The 24,919-nt window shown below is 47.7% G+C and carries 21 protein-coding genes; 2 read left to right on the top strand and 19 right to left on the bottom strand.

The genetic code is table 11. The annotated features are described in order from the left end of the window. Both VB780_RS27740 and VB780_RS31525 read left to right on the top strand, forming a co-directional pair. Positions 1 to 197 (top strand): transposase (locus VB780_RS27740; RefSeq protein ID WP_323354428.1); only part of this gene is annotated, 197 nt, incomplete at its 5' end. After that, positions 148 to 516 carry an ISAs1 family transposase gene (locus VB780_RS31525; RefSeq protein WP_416349270.1) on the top strand — a complete coding sequence of 123 codons (369 nt, stop codon included), beginning with the start codon at positions 148 to 150 and terminating at the stop codon, positions 514 to 516. The genes VB780_RS27740 and VB780_RS31525, both read left to right, overlap by 50 nt. A gap of 1 nt (position 517) precedes the next feature. Here the strand turns inward: VB780_RS31525 and VB780_RS27745 are convergent, their stop codons facing one another. From VB780_RS27745 to VB780_RS27835, 19 genes are all read right to left on the bottom strand, one after another. Beyond that, positions 518 to 916: a toprim domain-containing protein gene (locus VB780_RS27745; RefSeq protein ID WP_323354429.1), complete on the bottom strand. Its 399-nt coding sequence runs from the start codon at positions 914 to 916 to the stop codon at positions 518 to 520. A gap of 56 nt (positions 917 to 972) precedes the next feature. Continuing rightward, positions 973 to 1,245, bottom strand: a complete 273-nt coding sequence (locus VB780_RS27750; protein WP_323354430.1) for a DUF3991 domain-containing protein — start codon at positions 1,243 to 1,245, stop codon at positions 973 to 975. Between the two features lie 3 nt (positions 1,246 to 1,248). After that, positions 1,249 to 2,040 carry an IS5 family transposase gene (locus tag VB780_RS27755; protein ID WP_323354431.1) on the bottom strand — a complete coding sequence of 264 codons (792 nt, stop codon included), beginning with the start codon at positions 2,038 to 2,040 and terminating at the stop codon, positions 1,249 to 1,251. Between the two features lie 74 nt (positions 2,041 to 2,114). Further along, a complete protein-coding gene (locus VB780_RS27760) occupies positions 2,115 to 2,423 on the bottom strand; it encodes a hypothetical protein (RefSeq protein ID WP_323354432.1) in 309 nt (102 codons plus the stop codon). 218 nt (positions 2,424 to 2,641) lie between these two features. Next, positions 2,642 to 2,989 (bottom strand): hypothetical protein, encoded by a 348-nt coding sequence (locus tag VB780_RS27765; protein WP_323354433.1) that lies wholly within the window; start codon positions 2,987 to 2,989, stop codon positions 2,642 to 2,644. 251 nt (positions 2,990 to 3,240) lie between these two features. After that, positions 3,241 to 3,672 (bottom strand): hemerythrin family protein, encoded by a 432-nt coding sequence (locus VB780_RS27770; RefSeq protein ID WP_323354434.1) that lies wholly within the window; start codon positions 3,670 to 3,672, stop codon positions 3,241 to 3,243. A gap of 57 nt (positions 3,673 to 3,729) precedes the next feature. Continuing rightward, a complete protein-coding gene (locus tag VB780_RS27775) occupies positions 3,730 to 3,930 on the bottom strand; it encodes a hypothetical protein (RefSeq protein WP_323354435.1) in 201 nt (66 codons plus the stop codon). 2 nt (positions 3,931 to 3,932) lie between these two features. Further along, positions 3,933 to 4,811, bottom strand: a complete 879-nt coding sequence (locus VB780_RS27780; protein WP_323354436.1) for a DUF4388 domain-containing protein — start codon at positions 4,809 to 4,811, stop codon at positions 3,933 to 3,935. A 161-nt stretch (positions 4,812 to 4,972) separates the two neighbouring features. Next, on the bottom strand, positions 4,973 to 5,521 hold the full coding sequence (locus tag VB780_RS27785) for a GTP-binding protein (RefSeq protein WP_323354437.1): 549 nt from the start codon (positions 5,519 to 5,521) through the stop codon (positions 4,973 to 4,975). A 146-nt stretch (positions 5,522 to 5,667) separates the two neighbouring features. Beyond that, positions 5,668 to 6,039 carry a roadblock/LC7 domain-containing protein gene (locus tag VB780_RS27790; RefSeq protein WP_323354438.1) on the bottom strand — a complete coding sequence of 124 codons (372 nt, stop codon included), beginning with the start codon at positions 6,037 to 6,039 and terminating at the stop codon, positions 5,668 to 5,670. 77 nt (positions 6,040 to 6,116) lie between these two features. After that, positions 6,117 to 6,671, bottom strand: a complete 555-nt coding sequence (locus tag VB780_RS27795; RefSeq protein ID WP_323354439.1) for a protoglobin domain-containing protein — start codon at positions 6,669 to 6,671, stop codon at positions 6,117 to 6,119. Positions 6,672 to 7,959: 1,288 nt separating this feature from the next. Then, a complete protein-coding gene (locus tag VB780_RS27800) occupies positions 7,960 to 11,901 on the bottom strand; it encodes a response regulator (RefSeq protein WP_323354440.1) in 3,942 nt (1,313 codons plus the stop codon). Positions 11,902 to 11,988: 87 nt separating this feature from the next. Further along, positions 11,989 to 12,468, bottom strand: coding sequence for a GGDEF domain-containing protein (locus VB780_RS27805; RefSeq protein WP_323354441.1), 480 nt, complete (start codon positions 12,466 to 12,468; stop codon positions 11,989 to 11,991). Further along, positions 12,469 to 13,005, bottom strand: a complete 537-nt coding sequence (locus tag VB780_RS27810; protein WP_323354442.1) for a response regulator — start codon at positions 13,003 to 13,005, stop codon at positions 12,469 to 12,471. A 7-nt stretch (positions 13,006 to 13,012) separates the two neighbouring features. Then, complete coding sequence (locus tag VB780_RS27815) at positions 13,013 to 17,611, bottom strand: PAS domain S-box protein (RefSeq protein ID WP_323354443.1); 4,599 nt, start codon at positions 17,609 to 17,611, stop codon at positions 13,013 to 13,015. Positions 17,612 to 17,981: 370 nt separating this feature from the next. Next, entirely contained in the window at positions 17,982 to 18,512 is a 531-nt protein-coding gene (locus VB780_RS27820) for a response regulator (protein ID WP_323354444.1), read from the bottom strand. Positions 18,513 to 18,722: 210 nt separating this feature from the next. Beyond that, on the bottom strand, positions 18,723 to 23,390 hold the full coding sequence (locus VB780_RS27825) for an EAL domain-containing protein (RefSeq protein WP_323354445.1): 4,668 nt from the start codon (positions 23,388 to 23,390) through the stop codon (positions 18,723 to 18,725). Between the two features lie 452 nt (positions 23,391 to 23,842). Next, positions 23,843 to 24,400 carry a hypothetical protein gene (locus VB780_RS27830; RefSeq protein ID WP_323354446.1) on the bottom strand — a complete coding sequence of 186 codons (558 nt, stop codon included), beginning with the start codon at positions 24,398 to 24,400 and terminating at the stop codon, positions 23,843 to 23,845. A gap of 140 nt (positions 24,401 to 24,540) precedes the next feature. Then, a complete protein-coding gene (locus tag VB780_RS27835; RefSeq protein WP_323354447.1) occupies positions 24,541 to 24,918 on the bottom strand; it encodes a response regulator in 378 nt (125 codons plus the stop codon). Position 24,919 lies beyond the last annotated feature (1 nt).

The following is a 24,919-nucleotide window of genomic DNA, read 5'->3' on the forward strand; positions in this document are numbered from 1 at the left end:
TTCACCATGGTGGACGCATTGCCGAGTTGATTGAATCGGCAGGTTGTGAAGTGGTTTATCTTCCACCGTATTCTCCTGACCTCAATCGCATTGAAAAGTGCTGGGGGTGGTTGAAAAGCCGGATTCGGAAAGCCCTTCCCCATGAACATGGCTTGCGGGCTGCCATTGAGGCCGTCCTCAAGCAAGCAGCGTCCTAACCTAAGTGGCTATAGCTATACTTCAGTCAAATGCTCCATTCATCGAGCTTACTATCTCAGCTCCGTCGCCACCACAGCCGCACTGTGGAACACCATGGTGCGAGGGCATTGGAGTATTGAAAATCGCTTGCATTGGCCGAAAGATGTCGTCCTCAATGAGGATGAGACCTATGGACGAGACCCGAATGCCTTGCTCATTGCCTCGGTGTTTCGGTCCATGACGATTAACGTGCTCCGGCTCAATGGATTTAATTCAGTGTCGTCCGCTCTACGGGAGTTGGCCAACCAGGTTGAGCAGATTTTTCGCTTCTTACAATGAATCAGCCCTGCCCCTCTGGCCTACCCAGCGCAGTTGCCGTCCCATGCCATCGCCAAAGTTGATCCAACTCCGGGCAGCTCTGTTGCCATCTATTGCCGCTCCCCTCTGGATTGACCAACACCTCATTCCAGTCCTTCCCCTGGTTCGGCGTCAGCCGTTCAATCCCCGGCACCTGCTGCGCCACCCGCCAGGCCATCACCTCCCCTGCCCTATCGACATCAAATGCTGCGGCCACAAATCCCCCACTTCGCAGCACGATCTTGAGTTCCGCGCTTGGTACCCCTCCTGAGCCATCCGTCGAGAGGTAAATTGACACCCCCTCCGGTCCTCGCTGTGCCCGATCCAGCACCGCCAGTGACATTGCATCAATCGGTGACTCCACCAGGAGCACTCGCTGCACTGGCCCCTGTCCTGTGCCAATCCAAAACCATCCCTGGTCTCTAGCCGAGCCTGGCGCTAACCCATGGAAATGGTTCTCTTGCCCCAAGTACCCCGTAGGCTGGCCCCCACAACCTTTACCCGCTGCCAGGATTGAGGTTGTAGACTATGCCGCACAAACACGGCATTCTGGTACTCATCGGCATAGACTAACCCCCGCTCGTTGAGCCGATCCACCAGCACTGCTGGTAGCTTACGTCCCTCCACCAAGTACTCCCGCACTGCATCCCATCGGCGTAATGAGTTCTCCGGCATCTCTAAGAGGGTGTTTGAAAAGTCCGATGGGGTCAAAAATCATGCCAATCGCCTGACCATGATCCGTATCATGGCAAGGTAGATGAGGGTTTCTGATGTTTCCGGTAGCCGTTCGTAGTCTCGCACCAAGCGTCGGCACCCCATCAACCATCCGAAGGTACGCTCGACGACCCAGCGTTTCTTCAGCAGGACAAATCCTTGGGTCTGCTGCGGTCGTAAGACGACCTCGACAATCCAGCGACAGGTATCCATCACCCACATCATGAAGGCAGGGCCATCAAAGCCCCCATCCGCCCAAATCAGATTTAGTCTGGCAATGGACGCTCCCATATCCTTCACTCGGGCTAACACCTGCTTGCCGCCCTCCCGCTCAGGTACACTGGCAGCGGAGACGAGCACTCGCAACACCAGTCCCAGCGTATCGACGGTCATGAACCGTTTACGACCTTTAATCGTTTTGCCCGCATCGTAGCCCACCGCTTCATGCACGAAGGCCGCACTTTTCACGCTTTGGCTATCGATGACGGCCTCGGAGGGTTGGGCACAGCGATCTTGCTCGATGCGCACCCATTCCCGCAGATGGTCATGAAGGGCGATCCAGGTGCCATCCTTACGCCAGTTTCGAAAGTAGGTGTACACCGTCTGCCACGGCGGCAAGTCTCCCGGTAAGGCCCGCCATTGCACCCCCTCGACCAGTACATACATGATGGCGTTGAGAATCTCCCACAACTCCACGCTGCGGGGTCGTCCACCAGGCTTGGCGGCAGGCAGTAAATCACTCAGAAGCTCGTACTGGTCTCGGGTTAGGTTGCTGGGGTAGTCTTTACTCATCGTCTCACTCCGGCGTTGCTGACATTCATCTGCAACCTACACGGAGTGAGCTTTTTTACTCAAGCCCTAACTTTTCAAACACCCTCTAACGCCCGAGGCTCCGGCTCTATCCCCTGGGCAGAGCTGGTCACCTGTGCCGGTCGCTGAGAAAAATCTAGTCTCGACAACCATTCCACCGCCTGCTTAAACTCTGACCCCTGCACCTGCATCACCAGGTCGACTGCTCCCCGTCCCCCCTGATCCGCTAACCAATCCATAAACAACGGCCCGCTAATGCTGATGATGTGGTCGCTGTTGCGCCATTTGTGCTTATCGTGGCGATCGCAATCCAGCCCCAAATGCACCGCCACATCCTCTAAATTTGGCCCCCCGCACCTCATCATCAGCCTCTTGCAGCGTTGGTTCCTGAACAGGCTTAGGTTTGGGCTGGGGTGGACTGTGGGAGGGTGAATCCTGTGGGGGCACCACTGCCGCCTGCTCCTGCTGCCACAGCGGGTTGGAGGTAGGCCATGGCCCTTGATCCGTGGGGTGCCCTGTCCGAAAAGGCTCTACATCGAACAAGCTCTGCACCTGAAATTCAGGCTCTTCAATGGCTGGAGAGTTAACCCACAGATTTAGGCAGCGGTAGTTCCTCCACAACAAGGGCTGGCAGCTGGTGAGGATGTACCGAGATCGCCCCCTTCCCCTCCGCAATCACCACCTCCCCCTGCTGGGGCAGCCTGTCCAAATACTTGTGCAAACTCTGCACCGAGAACCCTGCTACTCGTACCCGTCCGAGTTCCTTCGCCCCAGACTTCATTCTGGTGCCAATCATCTCCAGATGCTTGATCAGGGGCCGAGCCCCGTCGAAAAACGCCTCATAGAACCGCTGATCCGGCGACTGCACAAGCACAATCGCCTCGGGATACTGGTCTTTCACCTCCAAATACTGCCGGATGTCCTCCCGCATCAACGCACAATCATCCTCAGGTTCACCCTGGTGGTACCGCCTCAACTTCTGGCTCTGCCTGAGGTTGGGCTGAGCCTTGGCTGCTTTGGCAAACCCCTGCTGCACGTTGTTCTTGGATCACTCAAGAACAACGTCATCCGTCTACTAAGAGTGTTCCAGCTAATTACTTAATTTATCCAGAGTTTAATGATAACAGGCTTAACGGGCCGAGTTTACGACCTCAAAGAAACGTTTATTTAGATGGAACACTCTTAACTGCCCTGCGGAGCACTGCGAATGCAGCGACCGATGTGGGTGTCAATTTTGAGAATATGGCTGATCAGCCAGTCGGACAACTGCTGATAGATTTCTATGGCCACGATCTCGCTGGCATCGCTGGCTTTGTACTGATCGTGCAGGTGGCCAAAGGTGGTGATGAAGGTGGTGTGGGCCTGCTGGTTGACCTCCGCGATGGGGCACTTATGCTTGGCGGCGCAGGCTTCTTCGTGCTCAAAGTGCCACTCGGCGTAAAACTTGAGAAAAACAAACAACTTTTTGATCGCGGTGCTGCCTTTGTGGTGTGAGATCGCTTGCCCCAGATCATTGACGGCGGCGATCAGCTCTTTGTGATGAGCATCGATCATCGGTACACCAGTGCTGAGGGAGTCATCCCAAGTGAAGGTTTGGAGGGTGGTGGGGTTCATGAGGGTAGGGGATATAGGGGATGGGGGAATTAGGGCATGAAATTCAAAATTCAAGACCTACTCTTTCGCGGTTTCGTTGCTCGCCATTAGCAGGGGCAATAAGGTAACTAGCCACAGACTTAGGGCGGTGTCGTAGGGCAGAGTGAGGTAGAGCCACAGCCACAGCGTGAGGGCGAGGCCGGGGGGGCTAGTCAGCAGGTCGGCCAGCTTGAGCAGGCCGAGAAATCTTTGCAGCAGGCGGAGGGCATCTTGGCTCATGGCTACATCTTGCCTTTGAGAAAGCCGACGAGGTTTTGCAAAAACGATTGGCTGACCGGGGGCGCACCCACCCCAGCGGCTACAGGGGCATAGCTGGGGATGGTATGGGGTTCTGGGTCGGCCTCTAGCAGGTCAAAGGTCGATGGGGGTGGCGCTTCCATCAGCGGCATTTCTTCGGCGAGGCCGGTGACAATCAGGCGAAAGGCGATCTGCTGGGTCTTGGCCACCGATAGGTTGAGGTGCTGGGCGACATCTCTAAGGGCCATGGTGCCGTTGGTAAACTCCCATACCTGCCATTCGTTGGGGTTGAGGCGCAGGTTGGGCTTGCCTTCGACGACGCTGACCAGGGCCGAGGAGGGAGCGGGCAGTTTTTCATCGAGGGCAGCCCAGTCTTTGAGGGCGCGCAGCCCGGACAGGGTGACATCGGTGGCAGTGGCGATCAGGCCGGTCATTTCGGCTACAGGCAGCGGGGCCTTGGGGTCAAACTGAAACCAGCCATCGGGGAGGGCAAATAGAGCGCACACCTGGCGCATCACCTGGGTGTAGAACAACAGCTTGAGCTGCTCAACGTTGATCACCCCTTGATTTTTGAGGCACAATCCTAGGGGAGTGTTGACCGGGCAGCTTTGGGCCAGCCGTGAGGCTGCGCGATCGCCCATCCAACCTCGTTGGGCAATCAGCCGCATCAGGCCCTGGTGGTCAAGGCTGTTGCCAGCGGCGACAATTTGCCCCTGGCTAAGCCAGATGTGGTGATTGTAGCGATCAACCGCCGTGGTGTCAGCCAGGGTGCAGATGGTGAGCAGGCCGGTTTTGTTGCCCTGTTCCAGCAGCTGAAACAGTTCTGGCAGGGAGAAGTCGGCGAGGTATCCGGTGACAGTCATAGGGGTTATCCCTTTCTGTGGGCGAGTGGATGGGAAGTAAGGAGATAAGGGGGTGGGGCAGATATGGGGTTAGGCCAGGGGAGTGACTGTTTCGTACCGACAGATTCAACGCCGTCTCTGTAAATCCTGAACAGTACCCAGCAAAACTTTTGGGCGAGGGGCTAAGCGGTGGGGGTTAAACTGCCAGCCCAGGTATGCTGCACCAAGGCAATCACGGCCTGGGCGACGGAAGCAGTTTCGTTGGCGTTGACGGCCACTACGGGTGGGCGACGGGCGGGGTTAGGGTAGCCCAGGGCCAGGGCAATGTTGGCGGCATCCCAGGCACCGGGGCAGTCGGTGTGGGTGAGGCCGATGATCATCGGCACCGGCGATCGCTGTTTCATAAACATCATGATGCGGCGGGCCTCGCGAAACTCGTGGGGCCGGTGAGCCGCCACCAGCAAAATGTAGGCGTGGGCCTTTTGAATCAAAATGTCCCACATGAAGTCGAAGCGCGACTGTCCGGGGGTGCCGTAGAGGTGCAGTGCCATGTCGGGGCCAAACTGAAGGCGGCCAAAGTCAAAGGCAACGGTGGTGCGCTTTTTGATCAGCAGGGCATCGTCGGTGGCGCGGCGATCGGTATCAACCACCTCGATTTCGCTAACCGATCGAATAAAGGTCGACTTACCGGCCCCCACGGGGCCGGTGACCACTAAACGCATGATTTCCATGGATGGGCGGAGGCAATGAAGAATAAGATCAAACGTCGTAGGGCACACCACAAATACGAGCGTTCAGAGCAAGTCGGGGGGCTAGCAATGGTGAGAGATCCCCCCTACCCCCTTTTGGAAGGGGGTGTGCTCTCCGTCATTGGGCGCTACATCAAAACAGCTTTCAGATCGGCTAGGGTGCGCTTGATTTCAAGCATCAGCAGGCCCTGTTTAGCGGCTTTGTCGGCTAGCACCAGAAACACCGCGTCTTCACCGCAGCTGGTGAGAATGCCGTAGCCCTTATCGCCTTCGACAAAAATGCGGTCAATGCCGCCTCGGGCCAGTTCACTACCAATGCGATCGCCCAGGGAAAGCATGGCGGCTGACATAGCTGAAACCCGCTCTTCATCCATGCCGCCGGGCAGGCTAGCAGCGAGGGGCAAGCCGTCGGGGGTGACCACTGCAGCCCCTTGGATATCGGTGGTTGAGGTAACAAAGCTCTGCAAAATGTGGGTGAGCTTTTCGGTGCTAATAGCCATGGTTAGTTTTCTCTGTTGTTAGGGGAAAATGAATCAGTAAAAAAGGTCGAAAATCTGAAGTGATTAGCGAGCTAGCGCTACATTGCGCTAGCGCCCGTGGCAATGAGCCGTTTAAAGAGGCCCTCAGACCAGCCAGTTTCTCTCAGCACCGCTGCCGAAGAAACTTCGATATAGGCTTGCTCAATAAAGGCCAGATCGACCATGCAAATTTTGCTCAGGGCATCGCGCAGCTGCTGATCTTTGCCATCCGTCATGGCGCGCTTGCCAGCCTCGTGTACAACTACCGCCATAGCGGGCACCACGTGCTGAGGGCCAATGCCAATGCGCACGTGAATCAGACCAATGCGCCAGCGGCGTTCGGCGTAGGCATTGCCCCAGTCATCCATGCCGGTAAACATTTCATGGAACCAGGCCACAAAGGTTTCGCGTAGGCGGTGAATGCGGCCCTCAGACTCGTTGAGGATGGCGCTCATCTCGGGATCGCGACCTAGATATTCATAGAAATAGTCGGCCATTTCGGGGGCAATTTCTAAACCCCAGTCAGCCGTAGACTGAAGCACTTTGCGGTCGTCAGCAGTAAAGTCAATGCGCGACACCATTTTAGACATAAATTCGGTGGGCTCAAGACTCATAGGGATAATCCTCAAAAAAATGGCTTTGTTTCAACATCCTTGTTTTATCGCTTTAGCCTCAGTCGGCACCATGGCATGAATACGCAATATTTTAGAATCCGGAGGGTTTTGAATTAGTTCTAAAAGTGCCGTTCGCTTTGTAGTTTAATGACAGATTTGACAGGTATTTTTTAATTTGGGAAGATCCTTACCTCCTTAACAGAAAGACACAGCAGTTCTCACCAAGATAAAGTTTTGCGACTCACTTAAACAACGCCAGAGGTGTTAATCTCAAAAGAGGAATGCTGTGACTTACTTTTCAGCGATCGCATTTTGACAACCTCTACCTTGTTTATTTCGGGATCATGGATCTCAGGCATTTTATCCATGAACAAGTATGGCTTTTTATCGAATTCGGCTGACCGAAGTAAACCGCTATTTTTTAACACTTAGTCAATCAAAGAAAAAAGCAGAGGAGTTTGTTGAAGTTAAATGAAGCCAGCACTCCTATCACCTGAGGAACGCTTAGGTGAATTTGCGGATGCCTGCAATACATTTCTTCAAGTAATGGGCTAATTGCCTCGCTGCCGCCTATGCCGCTGCCATGTTTGCTCTCAGTCAAGCGCTGTTCGCCTTACCAAGTAGTCGTTATTTTCAGGGTCGCTGAACTGGAATGAAGAGTTCTTTGACTAGACGCTTTGGGGGTAAGGTATTGGGGAGGATTCCTGGTCTTGTTGCTATTGGTTTAAGTGAGCTAGTGACGGAATAGGGGCATCATGGCTCGATTCTTGACGCGCTGCTATGTAGCGATCACCTGGATTGCGGCGCGTCAACAGCTGCACTAAATCAAACGCCCTGGTTAGAGATTCAGCAGGCTAAGGAGGTGCAACTCTTGCACCGGAAAGAATGGTGGTCTTGGTGGCTGGATGAGCAGTTGACGACGGCAATTGAGTTGCCGGAAACTCTATGACTCCAGAGTCTTTCGCTTGATGCGATCAGCCTGATCTCGGAGGTGTTTGAGAACTATGCCGAAGATCCTGACTGTGGGTAATGTAATTTAGTGCCCGCTACTGTGTTGTAAATAAGGCAAACGCTAGATTGAGATTAAAGTCCAGCTGCAATACGGCTATGCCCATACTCTGGCTCACTGCTCCTGAATAATGACTGGCGCAGGGTACTATACGGTGACGCCAAATAGCACCAGCGCTCAGATTTGCTCTAATAGCAAGGAGAAAGTGTAGGTAAATAGCTCTCTGCTTTTACAGTCCTTACAGTCTAGCTATTATCCCTTAGCTAACAGTGCCACCATTTACTGTTTTTTAGCTTGGCACTTGTTCAGTGCATTAACCAATTCACTTAAGCAAATCGGTTTGCTGATATAGTCATCCATTCCTGCGGCCAAACATTTTTCTCGATCACTCTCTAGCGCATTTGCGGTCATCGCAATAATTCGGGGGCGTTGCGATTCCTTCCATTCGTGGTGAATACAATGAGTTGCTGTTAGCCCATCCATAACAGGCATTTGCACATCCATTAGCACAACATCATAAGCTTGCTGACGAAGAGCGTGTAATGCTTCTACACCGTTTGCAGTCACGTCTGCACTATACCCTAACTCCTGTAATGTCAGTACCGCTATTTTTTGATTGACCTGATTGTCCTCCACTACAAGAATTTGCAATGGAATTTGCGGAATCATACAAGAATCTAATCTAGTCTGTTGAAGGATTTCAGGTTGAATCTGATCTGGTTGTTTAACCAGAATGCTCATCAAAGCATTGTAAAGCTGAGATTGCTTAATTGGCTTTGTCAAGAAGATTAGTGAATGCAGTGTAGGCTCTATATCTGGGGTAGAGCTATCAAGAGAGGTTAGGATAAATAGGGGTAGCTGACTTCCAGCAGGATATGCACGAATTTTTCTGGCTAGCGTTAACCAATCCATCTCTAGTGTATCCATATTAAGGATAGCTAGAGAAAATGGATCAGATTGCTGAATTAAAGCTAGGGCTTGACTAGCTGATTGTGCAACTTCTACAATCATCCCCCAAGCATTAGTTTGGAGCGTTAACATCTGACGATTTGTAGCGTTAGCATCCACAATTAGCAGACGTTTTCCAGACAAGTAATCCGATGGAAGCAAAACTGGAGTTGGATTGGAGTTTAATCTGGTGACAATTGTGAAATAGAATGTTGAACCTTGCCCAACTTTACTTTCGACCCAGATTTCTCCTCCCATCATTTCGCTTAATTTCTTACTGATCGCGAGTCCTAAGCCTGTTCCACCGTATTGCCGATTTATGGAGCTCTCAACCTGGCTAAAAGACTTAAAAAGCCGATCTAATCGATTTTTTGGGATGCCAATACCTGTATCCTGAATTGCAAATTTAATTTCGTACAGATTATGTTCTTTTTTTGATGGAGTTAGTGATAATTCTTGCAGCGGTTGAGCAGTAACGACAACATTCACTTCCCCTTGATTAGTAAATTTGACTGCATTACCCAGTAAGTTAACTAGAATTTGTCGAAGTCGTGCATCATCGCCTATCACACTAATTGGAACAGTCGGATGAATTAAATAGGAAAGTTCCAAGCCCTTTTCTGCGGCCTTCGGAGCTAATAGCTCGACCGCTTCTTCGACACAGGTTTGTAGATTGAATACATGTTCTTCAATATCAAGCTTGCCAGACTCAATCTTTGAGAAATCAAGAATATCGTTAATGATGACTAGCAATGCATCACCACTGCTGCGAATTGTTTCCACAAAGTCTAGCTGTTGAGCATCTAAGTCAGTGTTAGCTAGGAGCCGAGTCATACCAATAACCGCATTCATTGGTGTACGAATTTCATGACTCATGTTTGCCAAAAACTCACTCTTTGCCTGGTTTGCTGTCTCCGATACTTGTTTGGCAAGTTGTAAAGTAATATTTTTCTCTCGCAATTGTTCTTGTTGTCGTTTTTCCTGCTCTAACAGTGCAGCTTGGGCCAGAGCAATTCCCATTTGGGCGGCGACTGCCTCTAACAATTCAATTTCATCTATTCTCCACTGTCGAGACCCATTACACTGGTGCAATCCGATCGCACCGTTCGGTTCACCTTGATAAGAGGTACGAATGATTAATATTGATTTCAGTTGAATACTAGACCAAAGTGGAGCAATAGGCTTTAATAGCGGATCGATGTAAACGTTGTCAGCAGCGATCGCCATATCCGTTGCCAACATTTCTTCAATAAGAGGATTACCAACAACTGGAAGTTCTAGGTCAAAAATTGATTGGCAGCCCGGCTCTAGGTATTCTGTAACAAAAGGAATGTGAGGAATTGGATCAGAAAGATAGGTGTGAATAACACAGCGACTCACCTTGAAGGCACGACCAATTTGAGTCGCTGCAATCTCAAAAATTTGTCGGCTATCTAAGCTTTGACGAATCTCATCTGTGATTTGATTCAATAATAATGCTCGTTCAACTTGCTTTTGCAGCATTAACTCAGCTTTTTTCCGCTCACTAATTTCAATTTTCAGCTCTTGGTTGGTTTTAGATAGTTCCTGCGTTCGTACTTTAATTCGTCGTTCTAATGTGGCATTGACAAGTCTGATCTCTCTAAACTTCTGGTTGAGTGCGATCGCCATCAACTTAAAGTTATTTGCTAGATCATTAATTTCAGCAACAGGGCTATGGTTCCATTTAAATACATCTTCTGCTAAAAGTTTATTAGGTAGATCAGTTGTGGCATAGGTTAGATGAGCTAAAGGCTTGACAAGACGACGGCTAACGATTGTTGCAAACAAAAATGCCAAAACCGTGATGCCTAGTATAATTCCTAGATCAACTCTGTAGCGGCTTTGCAAGTTATCCACGTAAGGAAACGCTGGAATTTCCAACCGAAGTTTCCAGCCTAAGCTTTCCCCAATCGTGAATTGTTGAATGTAGAGCGAGTTTTTCCACCGAATCATGGCGGTATTCCCTTCATTTGGAATCCACTGTTGCAGTGATCCTTCTAAGGTGCGAATACTTCCGTCCCTAGCTTTTTCAAACTCACCCCAGGGTGAAAGGTTGGGTTGATTACTGGCAATGACTCGATTATTTTGATCGATTAATGTAAGTTGTATTTGCTGTTTATCATTTTGAAAAATATAGAAGTTGCTGATGCGATTTAATGGCAAAGAACCGTAGACAATTCCCCAAAATTGACTTTGTTTTAGAATCGGAATGCTGATGCTAATATGAGCTTCTTCTAGTAACCCGTCATGATGGATAGGGGTAGTCCAGGGTTGTAACCTCTCACGCGCAGTTGCAATTAAGGATTCTTGCTTAATGTCTTCCTCGACTAGCCGCTGCTGTATTGCAGTTAAAGGCGAAGAAGCAAGCAAAATACTTCCAGAAGCATCGGCAATATAAATATTGTCAAAGTCTGGAAACAATAGTTGGGTCAAATTCAGATCTTGCTGCAGTTGTTCAGATGTCTGTATTGTTAAATTGGCAGTATTAACTACAGGGAAGATCGCTCGTTCTGCTAATTGACTTAAAGCCTCAACATGTCGCTGATGCCATCTAGACACTACACTGCTTAAGTCTGTAGCATTTGTTTGCAATTCAGCATTTACTGTTGTCTCAATCTGATTGACAAAATACCTACCGTCTAGCACCACCAGAAGCAGTAATGGAATAAAGACAAAAGCAATGAGTAGGTGAAAAACTGTTTGTTTGAGAGAGAGGGCAAAGGGATATCTTGAGCGGCCTATCCACCGATGAAACGGAAGATAAGAAACAATGAAGCTAGCAACTAGAGCATTAAAGATACCGTTGACAGCCTGCTTGAACATGACAAGTGTGACCTGATTGGCATCTACGTGTAAAATCTGACCGTAGAAAAGCCAAACTAGAGGCATACCGATAAGAAACCAGTAAAGCCCAGAAAATAACAGGATATTTGGATGCCTACGCTGACATAAAAACCCTACAAACAGAGCTTCAGCTATCAAAATAATAGCGGCATAAGGGTGGTGCCAAAGGATGTAAGTGTAGCTACCAGCAATTAGACTTGCCAAGCCGCCCCAAAATACACCAAAATAATAAACAATAATCAATGTGGCAATACTGCCAAAGAGAAAATCAACGCCAAAAAACAGAGGCAAGCTAAAGTAATTGCCCAGAAGGCCCGCAATGGTGAGAAAGGCGATCGCAACAAGCTTTCTTTTGTTAGAAGGAGCACGAATTAACAATTTGCGTAAATAGCCTTTCCAACTCATCATGCTTCTCACCTTAAGATCTCTCCTTCATTTTTTTTGAGTACTAATTAGGTGTCGCTAACGGCTCTAAGGGCAACAAATCAGTAAGCTTCAAACGAAAAATTGGCTCAGGCTTCCCTGCTCTACGTAGGTGCAAAAGCGATCGCGCCCTTCTTCTTTTGCTTGATAAAGCGCTTGGTCTGCCATTAAAATAAGTTTTGCTATCCGAGACTCTATGCAAGGATTTAAAGTGGCTATACCAGCACTGATGGTGACGCATTTTTGTAATGAGCGGTGATGAGGAATTGCTAACGATCGCACCTGATTACAAATTTGTTCTGCAACATGAACCGCTCCAATTGCATCCGTTTCAGGTAGTAGAATCACAAATTCTTCACCACCGTAGCGAGCAACTAAATCCATCGGACGGTTCACCACGCTTGAGAGGGTCTGCGCGACTTGCTGAAGACAATAATCACCCGCCTGGTGTCCATAAGTATCGTTGTAGAGTTTAAAGTGATCGATATCGCACAGAATGAGGGAAAGAGAGGCAGGGTCGGCACCAGGTGCGCAAAACTTCGATCGTCTCATTCATCGATGTTCCTGCTGCAGAGCTTCATCAAAACAGCGACGGTTTGCAACTTGAGTTAGTCCATCAGTAGAAGCAAGTCGCTGTAAGTCACGATTAGCCACTTCTAGCTGCTGTTGAAGTTGAGCCTGCTGTTGCTGAAGTTGGGATTGTTGAATAAGCCGTCTAACACGCTGCCGTAATACTGCCCAGTGAACTGGTTTAGTAACGTAGTCTACTGCCCCAACAGCAAAAGCACGATCAACTGATTCTTGATCGTCTAAGCCGGTAATCATCAGAACTGGTGTAGTTTGACCGTTTGGAAGACGTTGTAATTGGGTGCAGCATTCAAAACCGTCCATTCCAGGCATCAAAGCATCCAGCAAGACAATATCTGGCTGTTGTTGTTTAAATACCGTCAGTGCTTCTCTACCATCCTCTGCTTCTACAATTTGGTACCCCTCTTGCTCCAGGGAAAGCCGAAGCTGTATCCGCGCAAAAGGCTCATTGTCAACAACCAAAATTAGAGAAGGTTTGTTTGAAGCCAAGACCGTGTTCATCTTTTCCCTAGTTCAATTCTTGTAGAGCTGCTTTAACTAGGTCGTATTCAACCTGAAGCTGTTCGACGTCTTCTTCTGTTGCCAGATCTCCGTTGCGCCCGTAGGTCTCTAATGCTTTACCCAGTTGTGCCAGGCGAGTTGCCCCCAGCGATGCGCTGCTGGATTTTAAGGAATGAGCAGCCTGTCTAAGGGCATCGGCATCAGCATTACTTACAGCGTCAGCGATCGCTTGGATTAACTTGGGAGATTCTGTTAGGTAGCAGTTAACTAGGGCTGTTAAAGCAGCTTGCTTTCCACCTACCATTTTCCACAAAGCTTGAAAGGTTTGGAGATCTAGAACAGGAATTGGTTCCATTTGAGCAACTGAAGTATTAGAAACAGAGTGTGGATCGAAGCTTTTAGAAGTGTCCCCGTTCTTCTTGAGTTTGCATCTACGAAGGACCGCTTCCAATTCTTTTGGCTGAATTGGCTTGCTGACATAGTCATCCATACCGGCAGCAAGGCATTCCTCACGATCGCCTTGCATAGCGTTTGCAGTAATTGCAATGATGTATGGCCGTAAATCAGCTTGCCACTCCTGACAAATTTGACGGCTAGTAGCCAGCCCGTCCATCTCTGGCATCTGTACATCCATCAGCACTACATCATAGGGCTGTCGATGAAGTGCTTGCAGCACTTCTAAACCATTTGCCGCAACATCTGCTCGATACCCCATTCGCTCCAGCATCAGCAGGGCTACTTTTTGGTTCACCAGATGATCTTCCGCTAGCAAAATCCGCAATGGCAGGGTCTCCGCTAGTTTGGTCTCGGGGTGACTAGACTGAATGGAATGAGTGGGCTGTTGATGAGGCTTGATCGGTTGCATCCGCAAGGCATGGGTCAGAACCTCGTACAGTTGAGATTGCTTAATAGGCTTGCTAAGACAATCGGTGAAATGAGTGGTGAGCGCGTCAGAATGGGTTTCTGGCTTACCCATTGAGGTGAGCATGACCAGCGGTAACCGGTAACCGTTGGGATGCTGATGAATGGCTGCTGCCAGCGTTAACCCATCCATTGCGGGCATTTGCATATCCAAAATAGCAACGTCAAATGTTTCTCCCTGTTCAAGCCAACTCATCGCTTCGAAACCTGACTGAGCCGCACAAATTATCATGTCCCACGTTTCAGCCTGCAAGGTAAGAATTTGGCAGTTGGTAGGATTATCATCGACAATCAACAACCGCTTTCCAGCAAGGTCTGGCAATAGCCTAGCTTCCAATGGCTCTAAATCAGTTACAGCCTGAGCGGCGATTGTAAAAAAGAATGTTGAGCCTGAAGGCGGATAGTAGTGGGTAGAGGCTTGCCATTGGGAGGATGGTGTTCCACCAACACTGCTTACACTGTGAACCCACATTGTTCCTCCCATCATTTCGCTCAATCGTCTGCTGATCGCTAGTCCCAGTCCTGTGCCACCATAGTGACGAGTGGTTGAAGCGTCAACCTGGCTGAAAGATTGGAACAATCGATCGAGGCGATCGGCAGGAATTCCAATACCTGTATCTTGAACAGAAACTTGAATCTCGTAGGTAGATTCTTCTGGGTTAAGAATTTTGCTTGAAGAAAGGATGGGGGATGCCGTCACTGAAACAATCACTTCCCCAGCTTCGGTAAACTTAATCGCGTTACTGAGCAAATTAACTAGAATCTGACGCAAGCGAGTCACATCACCCAAAATGACGCTAGGCGTTTGAGGCGTAATTAAGTAGCCTAGCTCAATGCCTTTCTCAGCTGCTTTTGCTGTTAGCAAATCAATTGCCCCTTCAATGCAATGCCTCAAATTCAAAGGGTGCATTTCTAAGTCCAGCTTACCCGATTCAATTTTAGAAAAATCAAGAATGTCGTTGATAATGCTCAATAGGGCATCTCCGCTATAGCGAATCGTTTCAATGAAGTCTCGCTGCTTAGCGTCAAGCTTTGTATCGAGCAGCAGCCCAGTCATGCCAATAACAGCGTTCATTGGGGTGCGGATCTCGTGGCTCATTATGGCTAAAAACTCGCTCTTAGCTCGATTGGCAAATTCTGCATCTCGCTTAGCTTGCCCCAATGCAAGGTTCTTGAGAGTAAGTTCTTCTCTTTGCTGGATTTCCTGCCGCAATAGCCGATCGCGTTCGTCTTCGAGCCGCTTGCGATCAGTAATATCTTTCATGAAGCAGTGATGTCCAATAAACTCCTGTTGCTCATTGTGAATCGTGATCATCACAAGCTGTTTATAGAAAAGATGACCGTCTTTTTGAATCCCTCTGGCTTCAACTTCAACTCTGCCGTCCCGCAGCATTTGATGATATGCATCGATCATTCGTTCAACATCATCAGGGTGAACCGTTTGTTGCCACTCCATCCCTAGCAGTTCTTCAGGCTGGTAACCTGCTATCGCCGCATAAACCTGGTTGACAGCAGTGTAGCGCCCTTGTAGATCGATCCTTGCTACTCCTGCGACTGCATTTTCTAGTGCAGCGCTCATTTGTCGCAATTCAGCTTCTGCTTGTTTGGTTTGGGTAATGTCAAAACGGATGGCCAGGTATTTAAAGGGTTTACCATTTACATCCAAGAATGGCACAATCGTTGTATCGACCCAATAGAGTGAACCATCTTTTGCCCGGTTTTGAACTTCTCCTCGCCATACATGCCCACTGGCAATCGTTAACCAGAGCTGCTTAAAGAAAGCAGGTGGATGGTAGTCAGATTTGATTAAGCGATGGGTTTGCCCAATCAGTTCTTCTCGATTGTATTGAGAAATTGCACAGAAATTATCATTGACATCGGCAATGATGCCGCGATGATCGGTAGTTGCAACGATCGCAGCTTGATCCAGAGCAGATTTTTGAAATTCTAATTCTCTTAATGTGTTTTGTAAGGATTGCTCAGTTCTTTTGCGCTTTGTGATATCACTACCGATACCCAAGAAGCCTGTTATCGTGCCAGTCGAATCGCGCAACACAGTGATCGACAATAACACAGGGAAACGGTCGCCATTTTTAGTAATGTAAGTCCACTCCCGTTCCTCAATCCGCCCTAGTTGGGCTCTTGCCACAAAAACTTCAAACCCTGGTTCGATCTCACGACCCAGTTCTTGTGAAAGTTCAACTGCTTGTTGTGCAACCTCATCTTGATCGTGAATAATGGCAGGGGTAACTTTGCCAATAATCTCTTCAGAAGAGTAGCCTAGCCATCGCTCTGCTGTGATATTGAAAGTGAGAATTGTGCCATTTACATCAGTTGAAATAATGCTGTAGTTTGCACTGTCAAGGATGGCTTTCTGAAGCGTTAGTGCCGATTGCAGCGTAATTTCTTCCTGTTTACGATTGGTAATATCGAATAGAGTCGTTCGGCTCATCAAATAATTGCCGTCTGCATCATAGATAGCAGTAGCATTTAAACTTATAAATAAAGTTGAACCATTTTTGTGGATTATTTCAAACTCTAAATTATTGACCCAACCACGTTCCTTAAAGGCGGAGAAACACTGATGGAAACGCTCTAAGTTAACAGGCGTCACGAGGTCAGAAAATTTTTTGCGGTGCAGTACTTCCTCACGGCTGTATCCTAGCCACTTTAATTCTGTATCGTTGATCCGGATAAACGTGCCATCACTATCCAAAGAGTGATAACCACAGGGCGCATTGTTATATAAATCCTCAAATTCTTGAGCGTATTGCTCTACTGACAACTCTGCCTGGAGACGGCGGTCGTCAATCTTATTTAAGACGCGAGCATTCCAAATGACTAATCCTGACAATAAAATAATGTTTAACGTGCTGGATAAAGCAAATTCAACTTCAGCGCTGTAGAGCTGCAAACGATAACCCAATGAACAAAGAAACCCTACAAGAAAAGGAATGATAACCGCTAGCGGCAATAACCTTCTTGCTATTCGGCTGCCTGTGCTACACCCAGTTAAAAGTGCTATTAACCCTTGAGTAGGATTGGTGCAAAGAATGCCTGTGTTGAGCAGGAGAAGAGCGATCGCGGCGTGGATTGCCATTCCAGTTAAGGAACCAGCCGTATAGAAGCGAACGCTACCGTAAAAAAGGCCGATTAAGCCCAGAAAACTGATAAACCATGATCCAACTGCCAAGGCTTGGGTTATCAAGCTCCCAGGCTTTTGCTGCAAGCTCAGTAGTGCTGCTCCTGTCAGTAACGAGGCTAGAGCCGTATTAGGAGCCATGCGACCCGGAATTGCATCACTACTGATGGGCTCTGGCTGCCGTAGAAACAGTTCATCAATTCCAAAATTAATTGGAAAAATATATTGAATCAGCGTCAACAGAGCAATTAGAATGATCAACAGGCTAAAACTGAGGGTAAGAAACCGTAATCTCTTTCTCAAGTAGGGTTGTTTGATACGGGATTGCCAGTGCCACAACCATAGCGTTGTTCCTCCCAAAATGAGATTGAGAGCAGCGTTGACCTTCATCGTTGGTAATTCTGGCAGAACGCTTTTTAGTACTGGAATGTTTAGCAGCCAGCCTAGAATAGCTACAGTACCTGCAAGAGCTACAACCACTCCGACGTTACGGGAGAAAGACTGTAGTAGAAGGTATATTTTTGAGGATTGAGACATCTTCATGACAGAATTACACTACTAGCATTTGCAGCTAATAGTGATTCCACAGAACAAAAGGCAAAGACAGGTTTAAGAGATTCATAAGGCTGATATGATGTGTCTATGCTGTCGTCGAAGTACATTTTCTGGGGCGAGTGTTTTTTAAATTCACCAGAAACTGAAGTTAGAGCTTTGACACCTGAATTTAACTGAGAGAAATTAGGCATTTCCTGACGGCAGGATAAGCAGAACCAATAGAGTCTTTGACGAGAAATCTGACGAACGAGTTGGTGAGAACAGCAAGGACAGGATGACATAGCATTAAAGCTCCGAGCAGAAAGGCTAAATGTGACTACTCAAATACAGCAGGTTTAGTTAGGAGCTATCTGTAGCCTTAACTATTAGAAATACCCAGGTGATGGTTCACTACTGTTAGTAATTTGTCAAAACTAATCGGCTTATTGAAAAAGTGATTCGCGCCTAGCTCTAAGCTACGTTGATAAATCTTTTGATCGGTTTGGCTTGTAGTAACAACAAAAGGAGTAAAGGTTGTTGCGGAATTTCCTCGCACTTGCCTTAGAATCTCAAAGCCATTAACTACTGGCAGGTTAATATCACACAGAATTAAATCAGGATGTATCGTTTTACTTAGTAACAATCCCATCTCTCCGTCTGCCGCTTCAACAACGTTAAATTTATGCAAAAGAAGTAATCGAACCATACCTAGACGAATTGCGGGCTCATCTTCAATAACCAAAATTCTTTTCACTAAATTCTTCCTTACTCGCTGCAGAACGCTTTTGCAACATATAGCTAGTTGGACTATGCTTACTTTAGGAGGCAATAGTGAAAATTTTGTGAGCGTGCTTAATTGCTTTTTTTGGGCAATATCTTTTAACATGAGCAAGGCTAAAAGCTTGTTCAATCAGTAACTTGACCAGGGCAAACGCATACTAATTCAGGGCCAACGAAGGAATCAGGAGTTCAACGATCAGCAGCCTGTAAAATGCCGATATTTTCGCAATAAGGTACTCCAAAGCGGGTCTTACTGCGAGAATATCGGAGTATGCGTTTACCCTGTAACTTGACTGTAAAGCTTGTTAATAAAACTATGAAATTCGAGGCCAAATGACTGTTATTTAGAAGAGATAAGCTGTACAACCTCTTTAGGCGCTACAGGCTTACTAAAGAAGTATCCCTGCACCACGTCACAGTTGATCGATTGCAAGACATTCCACTGCTCTAGTGTTTCTACACCTTCGGCGACCACTTCTAAGCCCATTCCATGTCCTAACGCTACTATTGCTTGAATCACAGCAGCATCTTTAGAATTGATCGTAAGGTCTTTAACAAACTCTCGGTCAATCTTAAGTGTATGCAGTGGAAACTGCTTGAGTGTGGCGAGCGATGAATAGCCGGTTCCAAAATCATCCATTGAGATAGCAACACCCATCTCCTGTAACTCCTGAAGTACAGAAATCGTCAGTGTTAGATTCTGCATGGCGATCGTCTCAGTGATTTCAACTTCTAAGTAGCGCGGATCAAGCCCCGTATCTGATAGAACCTGATCAATCAATCGAGCTAGGTTAGATTGGAACTGCCGCCCGGAGAGATTGACTGCCACGCGCACTAGTGGTAACCCTGCTATCTGCCAGGCTCGGTTTTGGGCACAGGCAGTCCGAAGTACCCACTCGCCGATCGCGTTAATCTGCCCGGTTTCCTCAGCGATCGCAATAAATTGATCGGGGGGCACCATCCCGCGTTGAGGGTGCTGCCAGCGCACCAGTGCCTCTAATGCCACAATTTGTCCTGTTTTCAAGTTAACCTGAGGTTGGTAATGTAACAAGAACTCACCTCGGTCTAAAGCTTTGTAGAGGTCATTGACCAATACCAGGTAATCCAATGTCTGGATGTTCATATCAGAAGCATAGAGCTGAAAGCAGTTTTTTCCTTCTTGCTTAGCCCGGTACATGGCAATATCTGCATTCTTGAGCAGCGTTTCAGCATCTTTACCATCGTAGGGCGCAAGGGCAATGCCAATACTCGCGGTAATGTGCAGCTCTTGCTGATTAAACTCAAATGGAACTTCAAGCACGTTGAGAATTCTTTGAGCAATTTTAGTAATGTCTTCTGTCGAACGAAGATGGGGAAAGATTAGCGTGAACTCATCGCCACCCCACCGAGAGAGTGTATCGCTTCGCTTAAGGCATCCAGCAATTCGTGCTGCTACCTGCTGCAGTAATTGATCGCCGATCGCATGTCCTAAGGTGTCGTTGATGGATTTAAACCGATCTACATCAAGAAACATGACTGCGAGCATGTCTCCCTGTTGAGAAGCCCGTTCTAGTGCAGAAGTGAGGTGTTCATCAAATAGTAGGCGGTTCGGCAATTGGGTTAAGCGATCGTGAGAGGCTTGATGTCGCATGGTATCTGCTACCCGCTTTTGCATAACTGCCATGTAGAGGTGAGTTGCCAACGCTAATGCAAGCTTAATTTCCTCCTGGCCCCAGCTTTGGTGCACAATTTTCCGAGTCTGCCTTAATGTTTCTAGGGATGGGTAAGAACCAACGCTGTAGATAGCTTCACTAGACCGATCGCACCACCCTGCTGCTGCGTCAAGCCGACGGCGAAAAATGCTCAAACACCCAATATATTGTTGCTGATAATGAAGTGGCACAATCAGCATTGTGTGAATAGAGCTTGCTGCAAATGCGGAAGCCAAAGGATGTAACTGAGGGTCTTGATAAAGCTCAAGAATGCTGTAGACATAATATAAATGCGAATCTACGCTTGGCTGATCAGTAGGGTGAGCAACAGGCGTTTTCATAGCCTGTTGCCACAACTGACTTTCCTCTAGCTGAGGTAGGGCAGGTTGGTCGCCTGAGGTATAGAGTTGAGCGGGTTGCCCGGTTGAGTTTGCGGTGATGTACAGGCGACCGCCAGCTCCTCCTAGAGCTTGAATAATTTCATTGAGTGCCGCTTGCCGAACGGTCGTCACATCGTCAAGGGTATGGAGCAAACGACTAATGCGGTTAATAGTTGCCTCGTATTGAACTTGCTGGAAAGTCTGATTGAGAAGATTAGCTTGCGAGATCGCAATACCAACATGAGTTGAGAGTTGTTTGAGTAACTCGATCTCCCAGGATTGCCACTCACGAGGTTGTGTACATTGGTGAGCAATCATTAGTCCCCATAATTCTCCTTTATGCAGAATAGGGACAACCAGCTTCGATTTCACGCCAAGCTGTTGCAGCGTTTCCACCAGACAAGTAGATACTTCATCTTTTTGGATGTCGGTAATAGCGCGAACCCGTCCCTGTTGATACAGTTGATGGCAGCTTAAAGGAAAAATCTCTTCTGGTAATGGCTGATCTAGAATCGGTAAGCATCCGGGGGCTACAGCCTCGTTTGTTACGGTTCCGGTGCCATTGGGATTGACCCGATAAGTTAATACCCGATCGGCTTGCAGAAACTGTCGAACTTCTGAAACAGTGGTGCTGAGGATTTGATGGAGATCCAATGACTGGTGGATGCGCTGAGCTATCTCACTAATTAAACGCTCGCGCTCAACCTGCTGTTGCAATACGGCTTCTGTCTGCTGACGATGAAGAATTTCAGTCTGAGCTTGCTGGTATAACTCAGATTGACTGATGGCGATCGCGGCCTGAGTTGCCAGTTGTTTGAGCAATTCAATTTCATCGAGTTGCCAATGCCGAGATCCACTACACTGCTGAGCAACGAGCAAGCCCCACAGGTTTTCTTCATTGACAATTGGAACTGCTAAATTTGCTCGCACCTGAAATTCTTCTAACAACTCTCGATGGCAGGGACTCAGGTTTGCGGTATAGATATCGGCAACCGCCTGAACTCGTCCCTGCTGATAAAGATGAATGTAGGTTTCGGCAAAGTGGCTATCGTAAATGACCGTCCCAGTTATAGGCCGCCAATCTGAGCCAACTGATTCAACGACGACACTACCACTACCACCCGGCTCTAGCTGATAAATTAGCACGCGATCGCATTGCAGAAATTGGCGCACCTCAGACACCGTAGTGTTAAGAATTTCCTCAGGCTGAAGCGATCGATGGATGCGTTGAGCCATTTCGGCAATCAGACGTTCTCGTTCTGATTGCTGTCTCAGCATTTCCTCCAGCTGCTTGCGCTCCGTAATGTCATTACGAATGGCAACGTATTGATAGGGTTTAATCCCATTATTGAGGAACGGAACGATGGTAGTATCTACCCAATAAAACGTCCCGTCCTTAGCCCGATTTTTAATCTCGCCTCGCCAGACCTGACCTTGAGCGATCGTCTTCCACATCTTTTGAAAGAACGCTTTGGGGTGGTAGCCAGAGTTGATGATGTGGTGGTTCTGTCCAATCAACTCAGCTTCAGAGTATTGGGAAATCTCACAAAACTTGTCGTTGACGTAGGTGATTGTTCCTTGAGCATCCGTAATTGCGACGATTGAGGACTGATCCAGAGAAAACTTGATGTCTGCCAAGTCTTTTAGCGACTGCTGCAAAGCCGTTTCTGCTTGCTTACGCTCTGTAATGTCATGACGGATCGCGACATATTGATAGGGTTTATCTGCACTATCTAAGAATGGAACGATGGTGGTATCTACCCAATAAAACGTCCCGTCTTTAGCCTGATTCTGAATTTCACCTTGCCAAACTTGCCCGTCGCTGATCGTCTTCCACATCTCTTGAAAGAACGCTTTGGGATGGTAGCCAGAGTTAATGATGCGATGGTTTTGACCAATCAGCTCTGCTTCGGAATATTGTGAAATTTTGCAGAACTTATCGTTGACGTAGGTAATAATTCCTTTGGCGTCGGTAATTGCAACGATTGAGGATTGATCGAGTGAAAACTTAATGTTTGCCAGTTCCTTGAGCGATCGCTGGAGCGCTTTTTCTGACCGCTTTTGAGGAGTAATATCACGGGCAATTTTAGATACACCAATGATAGTTTCTCTGGTGTCTCGAATTGGAGAAATGCTAAGAGAAATATCAATCAGCTTTCCATCTTTCCGCCTCCGTATCGTTTCAAAATGCTCGATGTGCTTCCCCTGCCTAATTCTTTCAAGGATTCTGAGTTCCTCATCTAGACGATTGCTTGGAATCAATCGCGAAATTGAAGACCCAATCATTTCTTGGGCGGAGTAGCCAAAAATTCTCTCTGCTGAAGCATTCCAGCTTGTAACAATGCCGTCTAGGGTTTTGCTAATAATGGCATCTTCGGACGATGCTATGATCGCGGCTAATTGAGACATAGCTACTTCTGGCAAATACTTTTGTTGATGTAAAGTTTTATTGTTGAGTCGTAGCTCTAATTGGTTAACAGCTTGATGACTGAGCGCTCGCAGTGCTTCAAGCTGTTCTGCTGAAATCTGCCGAGGAATGCGGTCAATAACGCAAAGCGTTCCAATTCGATAACCGGCTGGTGTGACGAGGGGAAAACCTGCATAAAATCGAATGTGAGGTTCACCCGTCACCAATAGGTTCGCTACAAATCTTTGATCTAAGGCAGCATCTTCAATAATGAATGGTTCTGATTGCAAGATGGCATGGGCGCAAAAAGACAAACTACGATGGGTTTCTGATGCAGTCAGTCCTATTTTGGATTTGAACCATTGGCGGTTATTATCAACCAAGCTAAGCAGGGCGATTGGGGTTTGGCAAATTTGGGCAGCAAGCTGGGTTAAATTATCAAACTCAACTTCAGGATCAGTATCAAGAATTTTGTATTGATAAAGTGCTTCTAGTCTTGCTATTTCACACTCAATTGTTGGAGTGTACATTGTTTTGTCTCGTTTTTATCGTAGTTACCCGACCTGCTTAACCCAATCTGCCGCAACCTTCGTCTTAATCCCACATCGCAAAAAGATTCTTAATACTTCTTGTCTGCTTGCTGTTGCGGTAAGTACAATGTCGCCTTTTTTTAGTTGATCAAGTCCTTAGTTTGTCACTGTGTCAGTTCCTGACTTTGAGGGTTAGGGAGATGTTTGAGTAGTATTTTTACTTAGGTGGAGCGCTCAAGCGCTAGTTGTATTCCAAGACAGAAGCAAAATGATTGCTGTGAATGAGCTTTTCGAAAGGAGTTTGGTATGGGGTAATTAGCATTGCGACATCCATCCAAATGGTGAAGGGTCATGAAGAGAATGATTTAATCTTGGTTGTTAATAAGGTATTTAACGTATAAATCTGTCAGTTAATTGACCAGCTTTTAACCCAGATGATTTTGACAAACTGTTTATCGTATAAAGAGAACTTCTTCGAGTAACAGGCGTTCGCCTATCGAAACTGTTTCTAGAAATGCTGGCTTGGTTGATTCACTTGCTTCCAGTTTTCCATCCGCTGCAACGTTGAAATCTTGAAGGAGTAACAGCCCTTGACTTTGCAATCGTTCAGTTGCAATTTGCTGTGCCACATCCATCAAGTTGAGTTCGGGTTCCAGATGCTGACGGTGCCGTAAGACCCATCGAGCAGTCTCTGGCTCTTGCTCGGCTAATTGGTAGATTGACTGTAGTAAGGCTTCTTTGATGTAGCTGGGGCTAGGTAAGGCAGTCAGGAATTTTTTGAGTGATCCGATCGCGCTTAGATTTCGGTTTTTGAATACCTCTACAGCAACTCTTTGAAATGCATCATAGTTTGGGGGTCTTCGAGCCACATCTGGCACTCCTTCATCAGGGCGGGATGTTGGGTAAGCGAAACAATCAGTTTGGGTGCAACAGGTACAGCCAGGCAGCAACACCTGCTGAGGCTGTGCAGGATCTAGAGGGCTTGCTGTGGACGCAGAAGGTTGAGACACAGAACTGTTGCAACACTGGTGAACGAATACACCGACCAAACTAACCGCTTGAGCCAATGGCTACCTTGCAGTTTTCTGGCCGATGATTTGAAGTTAAAGCGAAAGTGTGAAAATTTTGTGATAGCGCGATCGAACTTGGCTTAGCCCTGCCAATTTAGGATTGCTCGAACCTGGGCAATCAGAGCAGGGATTTTGAACGGTTTGGTGATAATGCCTGCAATCCCTAGCTCTAGCAAGGGCTGGTGTTCTGTAGGGCTTGCCTTGGCGGTTAGCATAATGACCGGGATTGATCGCGTTGCTGGATTTTCCTGCAATCGCTGAAATGTAGCAGGTCCATCCAGATCAGGCATCATCACGTCGAGTAGAACTGCGTCGAGCGGCTCCGTCTGGGCGAGACTTAGTCCATTAACACCAGAAGCTGCCGTAAGCACCTCCCATCCAGCTGCTGCTTCCAGGCTGAACTGAATAATTCTTCGTGCTCCATCGTCGTCATCGATCAGCAGAATCCGCTTTGGCATG

This window comes from Leptolyngbya sp. CCNP1308, from assembly GCF_034932455.1.
Lineage (GTDB): Bacteria > Cyanobacteriota > Cyanobacteriia > Phormidesmidales > Phormidesmidaceae > Nodosilinea.